Annotated in this window: 10 protein-coding genes; 8 read left to right on the top strand and 2 right to left on the bottom strand. The window is 68.8% G+C overall.

Annotated features, from left to right (window positions below; translation table 11 throughout):
* Positions 1 to 21: 21 nt before the first annotated feature.
* Both KUG41_RS08530 and murQ read left to right on the top strand, forming a co-directional pair.
* Positions 22 to 492, top strand: a complete 471-nt coding sequence (locus KUG41_RS08530; RefSeq protein ID WP_371734087.1) for a DUF3110 domain-containing protein — start codon at positions 22 to 24, stop codon at positions 490 to 492.
* Complete coding sequence (gene murQ / locus KUG41_RS08525) at positions 489 to 1,433, top strand: N-acetylmuramic acid 6-phosphate etherase (RefSeq protein WP_216903154.1); 945 nt, start codon at positions 489 to 491, stop codon at positions 1,431 to 1,433. Before KUG41_RS08530 ends, murQ begins: the two co-directional genes overlap by 4 nt.
* Here murQ and mtnP read toward each other — a convergent pair.
* Positions 1,402 to 2,370: an S-methyl-5'-thioadenosine phosphorylase gene (gene mtnP, locus KUG41_RS08520; protein WP_216903152.1), complete on the bottom strand. Its 969-nt coding sequence runs from the start codon at positions 2,368 to 2,370 to the stop codon at positions 1,402 to 1,404. The genes murQ and mtnP overlap by 32 nt on opposite strands.
* 49 nt (positions 2,371 to 2,419) lie before the next feature.
* On the opposite strand from mtnP, the gene KUG41_RS08515 reads away from it, so the two are divergent.
* The 6 genes from KUG41_RS08515 to KUG41_RS08490 all read left to right on the top strand — a co-directional run bounded on the left by KUG41_RS08515 (position 2,420) and on the right by KUG41_RS08490 (position 13,794).
* Positions 2,420 to 2,860 carry a peptidylprolyl isomerase gene (locus tag KUG41_RS08515; RefSeq protein WP_216903150.1) on the top strand — a complete coding sequence of 147 codons (441 nt, stop codon included), beginning with the start codon at positions 2,420 to 2,422 and terminating at the stop codon, positions 2,858 to 2,860.
* Positions 2,861 to 3,542: 682 nt separating this feature from the next.
* On the top strand, positions 3,543 to 6,278 hold the full coding sequence (locus KUG41_RS08510) for a hypothetical protein (protein ID WP_216903148.1): 2,736 nt from the start codon (positions 3,543 to 3,545) through the stop codon (positions 6,276 to 6,278).
* 94 nt (positions 6,279 to 6,372) lie between these two features.
* Positions 6,373 to 8,436, top strand: a complete 2,064-nt coding sequence (locus KUG41_RS08505) for a hypothetical protein (RefSeq protein WP_216903146.1) — start codon at positions 6,373 to 6,375, stop codon at positions 8,434 to 8,436.
* Between the two features lie 49 nt (positions 8,437 to 8,485).
* Positions 8,486 to 9,295 (top strand): peptidylprolyl isomerase, encoded by an 810-nt coding sequence (locus KUG41_RS08500; protein ID WP_216903144.1) that lies wholly within the window; start codon positions 8,486 to 8,488, stop codon positions 9,293 to 9,295.
* Between the two features lie 3 nt (positions 9,296 to 9,298).
* Positions 9,299 to 12,397 (top strand): peptidase domain-containing ABC transporter, encoded by a 3,099-nt coding sequence (locus KUG41_RS08495; RefSeq protein ID WP_216903143.1) that lies wholly within the window; start codon positions 9,299 to 9,301, stop codon positions 12,395 to 12,397.
* On the top strand, positions 12,394 to 13,794 hold the full coding sequence (locus tag KUG41_RS08490) for an HlyD family efflux transporter periplasmic adaptor subunit (protein ID WP_216903141.1): 1,401 nt from the start codon (positions 12,394 to 12,396) through the stop codon (positions 13,792 to 13,794). The genes KUG41_RS08495 and KUG41_RS08490 overlap by 4 nt, the downstream gene beginning before the upstream one ends.
* Before the next feature lie 14 nt (positions 13,795 to 13,808).
* On the opposite strand, the gene KUG41_RS08485 is transcribed toward KUG41_RS08490, so the two are convergent.
* The gene (locus tag KUG41_RS08485; RefSeq protein WP_216903139.1) at positions 13,809 to 15,155 is read right to left on the bottom strand and encodes a hypothetical protein; all 1,347 of its coding nucleotides are present in this window, start codon (positions 15,153 to 15,155) and stop codon (positions 13,809 to 13,811) included.
* Between the last annotated feature and the right edge of the window lie 238 nt (positions 15,156 to 15,393).

The following is a 15,393-nucleotide window of genomic DNA, read 5'->3' as shown; positions in this document are numbered from 1 at the left end:
CATCGCCCCACCCATGACGATGTGACTGCCAGCGGTCCCCCACCCAAGCCGGTGCACGTGCTGCTGTTCGATCCCGGCAGCGACCAGGAGGGAATCCACTCCCTCGAGCTGGGTGGGCGCACGGTGGTCCTGCTGTTCGAGGATCCGGATGATGCCGAGCGCTACGCCGGTCTGCTGGAGGCCCAGGATTTCCCGGTGCCCTGTGTCGAGGCCCTGGACCGGGAGGAGCTGGAGAAGTTCTGCGCCGAGGCGGGCTACGAGGCCCGCTTCGTCCCCGCCGGCTTCCTGCCCAGCACCGACGAGGACCGTCTGCTGATCGCGCCCCCTGAGCGCAACATGGATGTGACCAGCTGGAAGGAGGAGCAGGAGGCGGCCCAGAGGCTCGCTGCAGCCGGTGACGAGGGCAGTGGTGGCGAGGCAAGCGGTGGCGAGGCAAGCGGTGGCGATCCGGAGCTGGAGGCGTTCCGCCGCCGCCTCGAAGGACTGCTTTGAGCGAGCCGAACGGCGACAGGGGCCATCTGCTCACCGAGCGCTCCAACCCGGCCAGCGAAGCGCTCGACCGGCTTCCGACGGCAGACCTGGTCGAGCTGTTCTGTGCCAACGATCTGCTGCCCCAGCAGGCGGTGGCCGCCGCTGCCCCGGCCCTCACTGCGGCCATCGACGCCATCGCGGCGCGGCTGGGGGCCGGCGGCCGGCTCTTCTACCTGGGCGCCGGCACCTCCGGGCGGCTCGGGGTGCTGGATGCGGCGGAGTGTCCGCCCACCTTCTGCAGTCCCCCCGAGCAGGTGCAGGGAGTGCTGGCCGGCGGTGCGGCCGCCCTGCTGCGCAGCTCCGAGGGACTGGAGGATCTGCACCAGGCGGGCCGTGATGACCTGCTGGCGCGGGGGTTCTCCGCGACCGACGCCCTGGTGGGCATCGCCGCCGGCGGCACCACGCCCTACGTGTTGGGAGGGCTGGACCACGGCCGGGCCATCGGCGCCCTCACCGTGGCCATGGCCTGCGTGCCCGCCGATCAGGCGGCCATGCCCTGTGACATCGACATCCGCCTGCTGACCGGCCCCGAACTGCTCACCGGCTCCACCCGCCTCAAGGCGGGCACGGCGACCAAGATGGCCCTGAACATCCTCTCCACCGGTGTGATGGTGAGGCTCGGCAAGGTCTTCGGTAACCGCATGGTGGATGTGGCGGTCACCAATTCCAAGCTGGAGGACCGGGCCCTGCGCATCCTGCGGGATCTGGCCGGCCTCCCCCGCACTCAGGCTCAGGAGCTCCTGCAGCAGGCCCGGGGATCGGTGCGGCTGGCCCTGCTGATGGCGGCCTCCGGCCTGGAGGCCCAGGCGGCACGGGACGCGCTGGAGCGCCATGGGCCGGGTCTCCGCCAGGCCCTCGACGCCCTCGCGGTCAGCCTGCCGGCGGCTCCCCGGTCTCGTTGAACGGTCCCCAGTAGGGGGCGGTGAACAGGTCGGTGCGGCGCCGGGTGGCCACCGGCACCTGGGCGGCTGGGGTCATCAGGGCGTCGCGCAGGGCCTGGTGGGCGCTGCTGGGGGGGCGCAGGGCCTCCAGCCGCTCGGCGGCGAGGCGCACGATCTGCTGGGCCAGGGCCGCGTTGGCACGCAGATTGCCGATCACCAGCTCCACGGTGACCGCATCGTGGGCAGCGTGCCAGCAGTCGTAGTCCGTGACCATCGCCAGGGTGGTGTAGGCCATCTCCGCTTCCCGCGCCAGCCGTGCCTCGGTGTGATTGGTCATGCCGATGATGTCGCAGCCCCAGGATCGGTAGAGCTCGGATTCAGCCCGGGTCGAGAAGGCCGGGCCCTCCATGCAGAGGTAGGTGCCGCCGCGGTGCAGCTGGCGTCCCTCCGGCATCAGGCTGTCGCTGACATCGGCGAGGATCCGTGACAGCACCGGGCAGTAGGGGTCGGCGTTGCCCACGTGGGCCACCAGCCCCTCGCCGAAGAAGGTGAGCGGCCGCTGGTGGGTGCGGTCAATGAACTGATCCGGCACGAGCATGTCGAGGGGACGCACGTGCTCCTGGAGGGAGCCGACGGCCGACACCGAGAGGATCCAGCGGACCCCGAGGGACCGCAGGGCCCAGAGATTGGCCCGGTAGGGCACCTCGCTGGGGGTGAAGGTGTGGTGGCGGCCGTGGCGGGCCAGGAAGACCACCTCCAGATCCCCGATGCGGCCGATCCTGAGGCTGTCGGATGGGCTGCCGTAGGGCGTGTCGACTCTCAGCTCCCGCAGATCCTCCAGCCCCTCCATGGCGTAGAGCCCGCTGCCACCGAGCACTCCCAGGCGGGCGCGGGTCAGATCGGGGCCTGTCCGGCCGCTGGCTGTGGTCGCTGGGGCGGTGGAGGCGGTGGTGGCCATGGAGGAAGGATGCCCCTGACAGATACAGTCGAAGTTTGCCTGCTCGCCCGTGACCAAGGCCCTGATGGACACCGACGCCGGTCCGATCAGCATCGAGTTGTTCGACGCCGATGCTCCGGCCACCGTGGCGAACTTCGTGAAGCTCGCCGAAGAGGGCTTCTACGACGGCCTGGCCTTCCATCGGGTGATCGATGGTTTCATGGCCCAGGGGGGCTGTCCCAACAGCCGCGAAGGTGCCCGCGGCACGGCCGGGACCGGCGGCCCCGGTTACACGATTCCCTGCGAGATCAACCCCCAGAAGCACCGGGCCGGCAGCCTCTCGATGGCCCATGCCGGGCGGAACACCGGCGGCAGTCAGTTCTTCCTCTGCCATGCTCCCCAGCCCCACCTCGACGGCCAGCACACGGTGTTCGGCCACACCGACAACATCGATGCGGTGCTGGCGCTCAAGAACGGCAGCCGCATCCGCAAAGTGAGCATCGAGAAGTAAGCGCCAGCCTGACGGTTCACCTGCCCCTGGGCTGTGGATGGCCATCGGCCGGGCGCCCAGGGTTCAGGGCTGGTCGGGTGCCCGACCTGTTAAGGATCAGCCTTGCTGATGGATGCGCTTGTGCTGTGGCGGGGGTCCGGCCTGGGATCGGTGCTGCCGCTGGCTCGGGACCCGCCCGTCCACCGAGGGGGTGGAGGCTGCTTTCGCACCAGGGGGCGCCACTCCAGAGGGAGTGGATCAGGCCACAGACGATCGCTGCCGCACCCCTGGAAGGAGCGGCGCGAGCAAGAGGCTGTTTGGTAATAACAAAGACAGAGCAAGGGATCTGAGGGGATTCGCGGCCGGTCGCGGAAGTAGCTGTCCACCACCTTCGGTCTGGCGCTGGCCAGGACGTTGGGCATGCGGGCGGTATCGAAGACCAGCCAGGGAAAGGAAGTGCAGGGATGCAGAAATACTGTGAATCACGAAACTCTCAGGTTCGAATCATGCGCAGGAGCCACGTGTTGGCGATTTTTTAACTAATGCGGATCTGCAGCGTGAGCGCAGATTCTTGATCATCTGTGAGATTTGTTCTTAGTTTCCTTTATGTCATTGGTGGTAGTAGTGAGCAACGGCCCGGCTGAAACCTCCGCCTTGCCCTCCTGGGATTACAGGACGTTTAGTACCTTCATCCTTTGCAACCATGACCGCTACAAACACCACCCGCACCGTCGGGATCGAAAAGTCAAAGATTGAGGTCGGCACCAGCACTGTCATCACGGCATCGGCGGACTCCTCCACTCCGGCCATCGATGATGTCGTTTCCGGCGACGCCAGTGCCACAGCCAGCACCACGGCCCAGGCGGCCATCCTGAACAGCAAGATCAGGATCGGCACGGCCGGTACCCTCAACGCCACGGAAACCGGCTCGGTGGGGGCCGCCGCCACCACCACGACCGGAGATGCCACGGCCAGCGCCAGTAACGACGGCCCCACCGGCGGCATCATCAACAGCACCCACCGTCCGAATCAGATCCAGATCGGCACCGATGCGGTGGTCACGGCCACGGCCACCAACGATGCCGCCGCAGCCGCCACCGCGGTGGACGGAGCCACCACCGCAACGGCCAACACCGGCAAGGTCTTCGGCCTCAAGAACGTGGGCCTCAGCGCCGGCAACGGCACGAGCCTGGATGCCAGTGCCACGGGAACCAACACCGCCGCCGCCCAGTCCGTGGGGCTGCCGCCGGGAACCGGCAATGCCACGGCCACGGCCGGCGACGCCTACGCCAAGGTGGTGGGCATCTACGCCAGCGGCGCCAAGGGCAGCGTTGCGCCCCCACCGTCCGGCACTGACGAACCGGCACCGGAGACCGCGCTGGACTCCACGAACGGCGATTACGGCGGGCCGGCCGGTCCGCTGAAGATCTCCTTCGGCAACAGCGGCGTCATCAGCGCCTTCGGTGACGGGCTGTTCAACTCCAGCGCCAACAGTGTCACCGGCGCGGCCAATGCTGAGAGCCTGGCCAAGCTTGTGGCGGGGATCGCCGTCGGCAAGAACAAGATCAGCAATGGATCCGAAGGTGAAGAGGTCCAGGCCGAGTCGGTGATGCTGTCGCCAGGCGGCATGGCCATCAGCTTCGGTGAGAACGGAACGGTGGCGGCCCAGGGCAGCTCAAATGCCAATGCCACCGCCGAAACGACCACAGGCCCTGCCAACGCGACCGTCGGGATCCGGACCATCGGCGGCATCGTCGATGTCAACAGGCTCCCCGGCGGCGATCCCGGCGGTGCCCCCACCACTCTCACCATCGGCAAGGACGGCGATGTCCAGGCGGCCGGTGTCGGCACCAGCGTCGCCCAGGCCACGGCGGTGACGGCGCCGGCGATGGAGGACGTCACGGCGACCACCAATCACTCCAACGTGGTGGGTATCGCCATCGACAAGCTCGCCATCGGCGAGAACGCCACCCGCCTCTTCGCCCAGGGTTTCAGCCAGCAGTCGGCCACGGCCCAGAGCACGACCTCCGGTGGTGATCCTGCTGCCAATGCAGCCAACGGGGATTTTGTCGCCGGCGTCCACAAGACCACGGTGACGGTGGGCAAGGATGCCACCGATCCCGCGGCGGACGCCGCACTCCTGGCCAGTGCCACCGCGATCGGGGTCACCACCACAGCGGGCAGCACCGCAGTGGCCGGTGACGGTTCCAAGGTGGTGGGCTTCAACAAGGGCAGCCTGTCCATCGGCGAGAACATCGTCGGAGGCGGGGTGTTCAACGCCACTGCCGCCGCCGATCTGGCCGCCGCCGCCACGGCGACGACAGGCAATTCCTTCGCTCAGGCCGGCGGGGACGATGACTCCCTCGCCCCTTCCAAGGTGATCGGCCTCAATCGCGCCCCGGTCTCCATCGGCCGGGCCGGCAGCGTGGCCGGTTCCGCCGTGGGCAGCGTCGCAGCCTCGGCGCTCTCTGTGACGGGAGACGTCACCGCCGACGCCCTCCAGAAGGCTCGGGGCATCAAGGACAGCAAGATCACCATCGGCACCGATGGCAACGTCGACGGAACGGCTGAGCTCACGGGTCAGGCCTCCGCTACCACCACCACCGGCAACGCCACCGCCGAGACCGAACTCTCCTCCAAGGGGATCGACAATGACGTCCTGATCACCATCGGCCGGGCGGGCAACGTCACCGGTACCGGCTCGGCGATCGACAACGGCACGCTGGCGTCCACCGTCACCGGGGACGCTGATGCCGAGTCCGATCTCAAGGGCATCGGCATCCACCTCGCAGCTGGTGCCCCGATCGCGATCGGGACCAACGGCAACATCACCGGCACCGGCACCGCCAGTGCCGCCAGCGTTCTGGCCAACGCCACCACGGGGAACGCCACGACCGAGGTGGAGCAGACCGCCATCGGGATCAAGGGCAGCGGCGGTGATCGCGGCGTCGCTTCGCTCACCAAAGGCGGCGGCAGCTCGATCGGTCCGGGCCTCTCCGGCGACATCACCGGAATGGGCGCCGGCAGCGCCATCAGTGCGGCCAACACCATCACCGGTCTGGCCAGCGGCAGCACCGATGCCCTCGTTGCGGGAATCAGGAAGGTGAACCTCTCCGCCGACAACGTGACGGCCCAGGGCACCGGCAGCTATCAGACCATGGCCACCAACGTGAACGGCGATGCCGACGCCAGTTCCTACGTGAAGGTGGCGGGCCTCCTGGGTCGCGGCAATACCGCCAGCCTCAGCGGTGATCTGACGGCCACAGCGGTGCTCAGCAACATCGTGATGGCCTCCACGACCACCGGCGCGGCCACCGCCAACGCCAACAGCGATGCGGTGGGCATGAGTGGATACCACGTCAACATCCTCCAGAGCGGCAACATCACCGCCTCGGCGGTGAGCGACACGATCGCCATGGCTTCCACCGTGACGATCTGACGTCTCTACCCAGACGTCTCCCAGCGGGGGGGCCGGATCCTCGGATCCGGCCCCCGTCCCGCCTCCATTCCGGTCCCTGCGCCTGTCGCTCTCCATGGCGTTCCAACCCATCACCACCGCCCTGTCGCGGGCCCTGGCCCTGCGCCTCGATCCGGGCACCATCTTTCTCGGCGGTGGACTTCAGCTCACCATTTCCCCCAGCGCCCAGGCCAGCAACCGGGTGGTTCTGCCGGCCTCCCAGCCGATCGGCGCGATCGCTTCCGCCCTGGGCCTGGGTCTTGGCTCCAGCCGTTTCCTGGCCGGCCCCGATGACGCGGCGTTCTTCAACAGCCCCGGCCTTTCGATCGTCACCGGCGGAGGATCGATCGCCGGCAACGCTGACGCCACGGCCAGCACCACGGGCCGCAACGAGAACATCGCCGCCGCCACCGCCGTCAACATCGGCCTGGCCAACCTCGATGTCGTCAGCCGCGGAGGCGGCGTCCTGAGGATCGGCACGCCCACCGATCCCCTGCGGGCAGCCGCCACGGCGGCGAGCCGGTCGCTGCTGGCGCCCCAGGGCCTCCCGGTGCTGGCCGCCCAGCTGAGCGCCCTTGCCACGGTGCGGGGACTGGAGGGAACACCCGCCACCCTTTCCCCGCTGACCGGATCCCTGCCGACCTTCTATGGCCAGCCCGATGCCTCGGTGCTCGCCAGCGCCGTGCTCGATCTGGATCCGGGACCCACCGCCACGGCGGCTCGTGCCGTGGCCGATGCCCGGGGACTTGAGGGCTACCGGGTCATGGCCCTCTCCCCGGGAACGGGATCCCCGGCCCTGGTGGGCGGGATGGCCGCCGCCACCCTGGGCCTCCGGGGCGCTCCGCCCACCGGCTCCCTGCCGGCGGACCTGTCGGCGACGGCCATCGGCATCGATCACGCCGCCCTGCGCGGCCCCGGCAGCGGGCCGGTGCAGTTCATGGGATCGGGTCTGGCCCTGCTGGAGGCGACTCCCGCCGCCACTCCCCTGGCCCCGGATGCGTTGAACCTGCGCAGCCTCCGCGGCATCGGCATCTTCGGCAGCGACATCCAGAGCAACGGTGGCGATGCCACCGTGATCGGCATCGGGGGATTCGCCGCCCCCGCGGCGCCGGGGGCAACGGAAGCGATGGATGCCGCCGGCATCGATCGCTCGACGGTGACCACCGGCTCCGGCAATGACGTGGTCATCGGACGGATCCTCACCGAGCAGGATGCCGGGATGGATGCGGATGGGGATGGAACGATCTCCCCCACCACCTTCCTCGACGCCTCGGCGCTGATGGGTGGAGCAGGGGGCTTCGATGGCATCCGCGACAGCCTCATCCACACCGGCTCCGGAAGCGACGGGATCTACGGCTCCGCCAGCGGGAGCAGGATCGACACCGGCAGCGGCCAGGACGTGATCCTTCTGGACCGGGCCCGCTCCTCGGTGCTGGACGGCGGCTCCGGGAATGACCTTGTCCGGGTGAGCCAGCTGGCCGTGGCCAACAGGCTCCTGGGTGGCTTCGGCAATGACCGGGTGGAAGTGGCCGCCGGAGATGGAAATCTCCTCGACGGCGGTTTCGGCCAGGACCTGGTGGTGGGCGGAACCGGCAGGAACACATTCCAGCAATCGAATGCCGGTGCCGCCCTGGATGCCGTCAGCCGGAGTGCGGCGCCGGGCACATCCTTCGCCGAGCGCCTCACCGATCCCGCCTTCTGGGCCGGCCTGGGGAGCCAGGAGCAACAGACCCTCTGGGACACGGGCACCCTGGTGCAGGGCGCTCAGGTGTTCACCGCAGACACGATGAGCAACTTCGATGCCGCCCGGGGGGACATCCTCGAGCTGAGCAGTTCGCTGGGTTCCCTCACCCAGACCCTCTGGGACACCCAGGGGGCCCTGTTCGGTGTCCAGAACGGTCAGCTGGTTGCGCTGGACGGTCCGCAGAACAGCCAGCTGGGAGTGGTGGTGGGATCCCTGGCCGACATCCGCTCGCTGGGGATCGGTTCCCCATCGCTGGCCTACGCCACCGACACCCGCCAGCTGATGTTCGATGCCGATGGGGACTGGAAGCAGGGCAGCCAGAGCCTCGGCACCGTGAACATGGCCGATCCGGCCGCCCTCTCCAAAGCCAACATCAACTTCGGCAGCGGCAGCTGAGTCGAGGGTGATGACGCCCCGTTTCGAACCATCCCCGAGGGACAGTTCCATGCATCCGGTTTCCCTGCTCCACCGCGACCTCCGCAGCGCTGTGGACGCCATGGCCCGCCGCCCGCTGCACGAGCTGCTTGAACAGCAGGGCATCCTGCAGGCGCTTGCCAGGGACCTGGCCCTGAAGGCGCTGCGACAGGACGTCCGTTTCACGGCGGAGGAACGAGACGTGGTGCTGGCCCAGGTCTGCGCCGGATTGCCCTGCGTCCCCCCCGCCCACCTGGAGGGCGACTGGATCGCCCAGCTTCCCGAACAGCTGCAGGACACCGTCAGGCAGCGCTGGGAGCATCTCTGCAACCAGAAGGCGCTGGAAGATCGCTATGGGGAGCAGGTGGAGGCCTATTTCCTCGAACGACGGGAGGATCTCGAGCAGGTGGTGTTCCGGCTGCTGCGACTGCCCCAGCAGGGACTCGCCGAGGAGCTGTACCTGCGCCTGATCGACGACGACGCCAGCTTCGGTGATCTGGCCAGCCGCTATTCCTCAGGGGATGAGAGCATCACCCGGGGCATTGTCGGACCGATCGAGCTCTCCCAGCTGCACCCCACCCTTCGCGGCGTTCTCCAGGGGCTGGCGGTGGGCGACATCCACCCGCCCTTTCTCCTCGAACCATCGATCCTGCTGGTGCGCCTGGAGCATCGGCGCCCCGCCAGCCTGAACGAAGCCCTGCGGCACCGGTTGCTCGAGGAGCTGCTGCAGCCGGATCTTCAGGCCGGCATCGATGCCGCCCTGGCGGAGCTGCGTCGCTCCCTCGCCCCGGACGACGCGACGCCCGCGCCGACCCCGGCGCTGGCCCTGGCGAGGAGCTGAGCCATGGCCACCGCCACCCGCATCGACGAGCTTCTGCGCTGCTTTCCCTTCCTGGCCGACCAGCCGGAGGATGGGCTGGAGCGGATCTCCTCCCAGGCCCAGCTGCAGCGCTTCGAGCAGGGTCAGCCCATCTGCCGCGTCGACCAGCCCCCCGCCCGGATCTACTTCCTGCTGGAGGGAACGGCCCGGGCGGTGGTGTTCTCCAGCCGCCTGCCGCGGGGCGTGGCCACCTTGCAGCGGCTGCAGCCGGGCACCGTTATGGGCTGGACCCAGCTCAGCTGCGGCCGCTGCTGGGAGACCCTGATCGCCTCCACCGACCTGGTGGTGGTCGCTGTTCCCCAAGAGGCCCTGCAGAGGGAGATGGAGCGCAGCCCCGCCCTGGGGGAACGGGTGCGACAGAGCGTCAGCCCGTCGGAACTGTTCGCGGTGCTCGACGCTCACCTGCAGGATTACCCCCGGGCCCTCTCCCAGGTGGTGGTGGAGGCGGCCACCGAGCTGGCGGGCGGCAGCGTCGCCGTGTTCTGCCCGCCCACGGATCCGGCCGTCTTCGAGCCGGACGGAGAGCGGCTCTGGCTGGTGGCGGCCGGTCCGCTGCCCCTCGGCAGCGCCAGGGCGAGCACGGAACCCCTCGAGGCGCAGCAGACCGTGCGGTGGCTCGGGATCGACCGCCAGCGTCTGGCGACGATCCTCGAGCCACCGGAAGCGGCAGCGGCGGCGGCGACCGGCGACGGCTGGCACGCCAGGCTGCTGGCCCACTGGGAGCAGCAGCGCCAGACCCTGGAGCCCTCCGCGATCGTTGCGGGCGCGGCGATCGACCCGAGCCTGGTGATCGAACCCTTGGATCAGGACCACCAGGGCCCCGAGGCCTTTCCCTGGGTGAAGGGGGTGGGCCCCCTGGAGTCGCCGATCGCGGCCTTCCTGATGCTCAGCCAGCATCTCAACCTGCCGTTCCGGCGGGACATGATGCGTCGCGTGTTCGGCGATCAGGTGCAGCGGCACGGCGAGTCCTCCCTGCCGCTGGCCGGCGCCGTGGCCGAATCGATGGGCCTGCAGACCCAGCTGCTGGCGATCCAGGCAGCGGCCCTGCCGCGTCTGACTCCCCCGCTGATGATCCGCTGGGGGGATGGACTGGCGGTGGTCTACCGCTGCACAGCCAGGTCGCTGGTGCTGGGTATTCCGGCCGTGGGCAATCAGGAACTCAGCCTCGCCGACTTCCGTGAGCAGTGGGGCGAAGCGGGGGATGTGCTGACCCTGCGGGTGAACGATCTGACGCCACAGCGCCGTTTCGGCTTCCGCTGGTTTCTGCCGGCTCTGCGACAGCACCGCACCGTGCTGATGGAGGTGCTGCTGGCCAGCTTCTTCGTGCAGCTCTTCGGCCTTGTCAATCCCCTCCTGATCCAGCAGGTGATTGACAAGGTGATCATCAACAACAGCCCCAGCGCCCTCGGAGTGCTCGGCGTGCTGCTGGTGGTCTTCGCCCTGTTCGAGGGCCTGCTGCTGTGTCTGCGCACCTTCCTGTTCGTGGACACCACGAACCGCATCGATCTGAGCCTGGGAACCCAGATCATCGATCATCTGCTGCGGCTGCCCCTCAGCTACTTCGACCGACGACCGGTGGGGGAAGTGAGCAGCCGCATCGCGGAACTGGAGAAGGTGCGTGGCTTCCTCACCGGCACCGCCCTCACCACGATCCTCGACGCCGTCTTCTCGGTTCTCTACATCGGGGTGATGCTGATCTACAGCTGGCAGCTCACCCTGCTCACCCTGGCGGTGGTGCCCTTTCTGGTGCTGCTGGTGCTGGTCGTTTCGCCGATTGTGCGTTTACAGCTGCAGAACCGTGCCGTGGCCAACGCGCGCACCCAGAGCCACCTGGTGGAGGTGCTCAGCAGCATGATGACGGTGAAGGCCCAGAACATCGAACTGCGCAGCCGCTGGAAGTGGCAGGATCTCTACACCGACTACGTGGCCGATGGCTTCGACAACACCCTGGTCGGCACCACCGCCAGTTCGATCAGCGGCTTTCTCAACAAACTCTCCGGTCTGATCGTCATCTGGGCCGGCGCCGGCATGGTCCTGTCGGGTGCGCTGAGCCTGGGGGAACTGATCGCTTTCCGCATCATCGCCGGCTATGTCACCGGACCGTTGCTGCGCATGACCTCCATCTGGCAGTCCGTGCAGGAAACGGCCCTGTCGCTGGAGCGGCTCAGCGACGTGATCGATCACCCCCAGGAGGCTCCTGAAGACAACGCCACCCGACTGATCATGCCCCCCATCCAGGGGGAGATCTGCTTCCGGAACATCTCCTTCCGCTACAAGTCCTCCTCGCCGCTGCTGCTGAAGGGCCTCAATCTGACCATCCCCCGGGGCACCTTCGTGGCGATCGTGGGCACCAGTGGATCGGGCAAGAGCACCCTCACCAAACTGCTGGCCAGGCTCTACAGCCCGGAGGAGGGCGTGGTGCTGGTCGACGGCATCGACGTGGCCAAAGTGGAGCTCCATTCCCTGCGCCGTCAGCTCGGCATCGTCCCCCAGGACACGGTGCTCTTCGATGGTTCGGTGGAGGAGAACATCACTCTCACCAACCCGGACGCCAGCACCGAGGAGGTGATCGAGGCCGCCCGCATCGCCGCCGCCCACGATTTCATCATGGAGCTGCCGGCCGGCTATTCCACCGAGGTGGGCGAACGGGGCAGCAGCCTCTCCGGCGGCCAGCGCCAGCGGATCGCCATCGCCCGCACGATCCTCCAGAAGCCCCGGCTGCTGATCATGGACGAGGCCACCTCCGCCCTGGATTACCAGACCGAGCGAGTGGTGAGCGAACACCTGATGCAGGCCCAGCAGGGCTGCACCGTGCTGTTCATCACCCATCGGCTCTCCTCGATCGTGAAGGCCGACATGATCGTCTGCATGGGGCAGGGTGCCGTGCTCGAAGTGGGCAGCCACGACGAGCTGATGCAGGCCCGTGGCCCCTATTACGCCCTCTTCCGTCAGCAGGGGCGCTCCTCCCCGAGCCCTTCCCCGGCCCCCGTTCCCCGCTCCGTGGCCATGGCCGGGGTGGGGGGAGCGGATCCGTTCATTCCTCCAGGAGCGGTGGAACCATGAATTCCTCCAACAACGGCAACGGCAACGGCAACGGCAACGGCAATGGCAGAAACCAGGCCCCGGTGGTGGGTCAGACCGGGCGCACGGCCACCCTTGCTCCCCCCGGGGAGGCGCCGCTGCCGCTGGTGCGCCTATCCCGCAGCCGCCGACGCACCCACCTGCCCCGTTCCACCCGCGGCTGGAGCCGCGCCATCGTCTGGAGCCTGATCGGACTGACCGGATTCGGGGTGATCTACGGCTCCGTGGCCCGGATCGATGCCTCGATCAGCACCACGGGCAAGCTGCGCCCCATCGGCGGCAGCCTCGAGGTCATTCCCCCGTTCACGGCGCCCATCGAACAGGTCCGTGTGCGGGATGGGCAAATGGTGAAGACCGGCGACGTGCTGCTGGACTTCGACAGCCGACAGGTCCGCCGGGAACGAAGGGATCTGCTGCGGCAGGCAGATCTCTGGCGCAAGCAGGTGAACCAGGCCGCCCAGCAACTGGGCCTTCCTCCCCTTCCGGGCAGCAGCGCCGAGGAGAGGCAGGTGCTGGCCCTCGAGCGCAGGGACATCCAGCTGCGCCATCGGGTGGCCCTGCAGCGGCTGCGACGCAGCGAGGCCGGGCAGCGGGAGCAGACCGATGTGCTGGAGGCGCTGCGGGCCCGGTACGCCCTCAACGCCAATATCCGCGCCCGCATGGCCCAGCTGGCCCGGGAAGGGGCGATCTCCCACCTCGAGCTGGAGCGCCAGGACGAACGCCAGATGGATCTGCTGAGCACCATCCGGCGCACCGAGCAGCAGCTGGCCGCCGCCGGCAGCGGCGTGCTCGAGAGCCGGACCAACCAGGAACAGGTGACCACGGAGAATGCCCGTCGCCTCTGGGATCGCTACGACGAGACCCGCCATCGCCTGCTCGAGACCACCACCCGTCTCGGCCAGGTGGAGGAGCGGCTCCGCCTGGGTCGGGTCGTGGCCCCCCGCCCGGGCCGGGTGTTCGACCTCCAGGCCCGGGCCGGTGAGATCGCCAACCCCGGCCGGCCCCTGCTCAAGCTGGTGGGACAGCAGGGTCTGGAGGCGGAGCTGGCGATCTCCAACCGCGACATCGCCTTCCTGCGGCCGGGGATGCCGGTCGACGTGCGGGTGACCTCCCTGCCCTTCACCGATTACGGCTCCCTCAAGGGAACGGTGGTCAGGGTGGGGGCGGATGCCCTGCCCCCCGACCCACGCACGGGCCAGGAGTCGTTCCCTGCGATCGTGCGCCTCGATCGCGACAGCCTCGACCGGCGGGGGCAGACCTATCCCCTTCAGGCCGGCATGGCGATCACGGGCATGGTGCAGCTGGGCTCCCGACCCGTGCTGGCCCTGCTCAACGATCGCTTCGGGGGCTTCCTCGATGCCACCCGCACCATGCGCTGAAGCCTCGAAGCGCCTCAGGCGGCCAGCCCGGACGCGATGGCGCCCGGGTCGGGGATGGAGCTCACCGAGCGCAGACCGGGGAGATCGGCGATCGCGGTGATGCTCCTGTCGGAGCCCAGCAGCACCAGGCGGCTGCCCATCTCCCCGGTGGCGATCGCCAGCTGGTCCATCCCGGTGGTTCGGGCGCCGATGCCCGCCACCAGCTGCTGGAGGGGCGCGATCGGCAGCAGCCTGGGCTGGCCGATCCCCTCGAGTCCCGCTGGCGTCAGGTCGACCACGCCCCCATCCCCGTCACCACCCAGCAGAACCCCGCCCTGGCGCCAGGACACCAGGTCGGTGAGACCGATGCCGTTGCCCGTGTCCGGACTGAAGGCGAGGTCGGCCAGGACCGGCAGGACCCCGTCGCTGCCTGCTGCCATGGTGCGGATGGCCTCCATGCCGGCCAGGACGAACCGATCCCGTCCCAGGCCGCCGATGACGACCAGCGGAGGATCGGCTGACGTCCAGGCCGTCGATGGCGCCGATAGATCCAGGTCGAACTCGTCGTCCCCTTCACCGCCGTCCAGTCGCACGGTGTCGGCGGCGGCGATCAGCCGGTCGTTTCCCGATCCGCCACGCACCTCCTCGAAGCCGAGGATGCCCCCCAGGATGCCGCTGGCCTCCCCCCTGCCGAGATCGACCGTGACCGGCTCCTGCCAGGCGGCGTAGTCGAGCCCATCGACGCCACTCCCCGCTTCCAGGACACCCTCGAGGCTGCCCTGGGCCCCCACCGACACCAGGCTCCCGCCATCGCCGAGGAAAAGAGTCTCCAGATTCCGGAAGCCAAGCGCCCCGAGGGTTCCTGTTCCGGGACCATCAAGGCTGACGGCCAGGGGAGCGGATTCGGAGCCGTTTCTGAGCGTGTCGTGGCCTGCACCTCCGTCGATGGATCCCGACAGGCCCTCCAGGGGAAGCAGGATCAGGTCGTCTCCGGCCGCCGTGTCCAGATGCAGCACCGCCTGCTCGCCGCTGGCCAGGGTGATCGTCAGACCGTCGTCGCCGTCACCGAGTCGGATGGCATTGCTGGAATCCGGAGCCAGCGCCACGCTGGAATCCTCCAGGCGGCCTGTGATCTGCAGCCCGTTGGAGCCGCTGCCCAGATCCAGGCGGGAACCGATCACGGCGCCATCCACGCTCAGCTGGTCGTCGCCATCCCCGAGAATGACGACCGAGTCCAGCAGGGCGATCTTCTGGAGATCGGCATCCCGGTCGTCTGTGCCCGCTGCGAGGTTGGCCTCGAGGGGCACCGGCCAGGCCGGCTCCAGCCAGGTGGCGATGCTGACCTGATCGTCGCCTCCACCCACGTCCAGCAGGCTGTCCACCAGTCCGAGGGCCCGGGCCCGCAGCTGCAGGGAGTCATCGGCTTGCCCCGCCTCGGCGGAGGGGATGTCGAGGATCAGGCCGGGGCCTGCCCCGTCCAGGTTCCGGAAGCCGCTGGTGATCGTGACGTGATCATTGCCGTCCCCTAGGAGGCTGCTGAAAAACCAGCTCAGCCGCGGGAGAATGGCCTAACGGCACTGAGCGAATGCGCGGCCAGCAGGAACGCACCGGCCCCCTGTT

Origin of the sequence: Synechococcus sp. CCY 9618 (assembly GCF_019038415.1) — a bacterium.
Classification (GTDB): Bacteria; Cyanobacteriota; Cyanobacteriia; order PCC-6307; family Cyanobiaceae; genus Cyanobium.
The sequence above is the reverse complement of the archived record's forward strand: the minus strand, read 5'-3'. Positions and strand labels throughout refer to the sequence as shown.

Bases quoted from the DNA above. Each gene is read 5' to 3' on its own strand.
- KUG41_RS08490 (WP_216903141.1), top strand. From the start codon at position 12,394: ATGAATTCCTCCAACAACGGCAACGGCAACGGCAACGGCAACGGCAAT.
- mtnP (WP_216903152.1), bottom strand. From the start codon at position 2,370: ATGGCCACCACCGCCTCCACCGCCCCAGCGACCACAGCCAGCGGCCGG.
- KUG41_RS08500 (WP_216903144.1), top strand. From the start codon at position 8,486: ATGCATCCGGTTTCCCTGCTCCACCGCGACCTCCGCAGCGCTGTGGAC.
- KUG41_RS08495 (WP_216903143.1), top strand. From the start codon at position 9,299: ATGGCCACCGCCACCCGCATCGACGAGCTTCTGCGCTGCTTTCCCTTC.
- KUG41_RS08505 (WP_216903146.1), top strand. From the start codon at position 6,373: ATGGCGTTCCAACCCATCACCACCGCCCTGTCGCGGGCCCTGGCCCTG.
- KUG41_RS08510 (WP_216903148.1), top strand. From the start codon at position 3,543: ATGACCGCTACAAACACCACCCGCACCGTCGGGATCGAAAAGTCAAAG.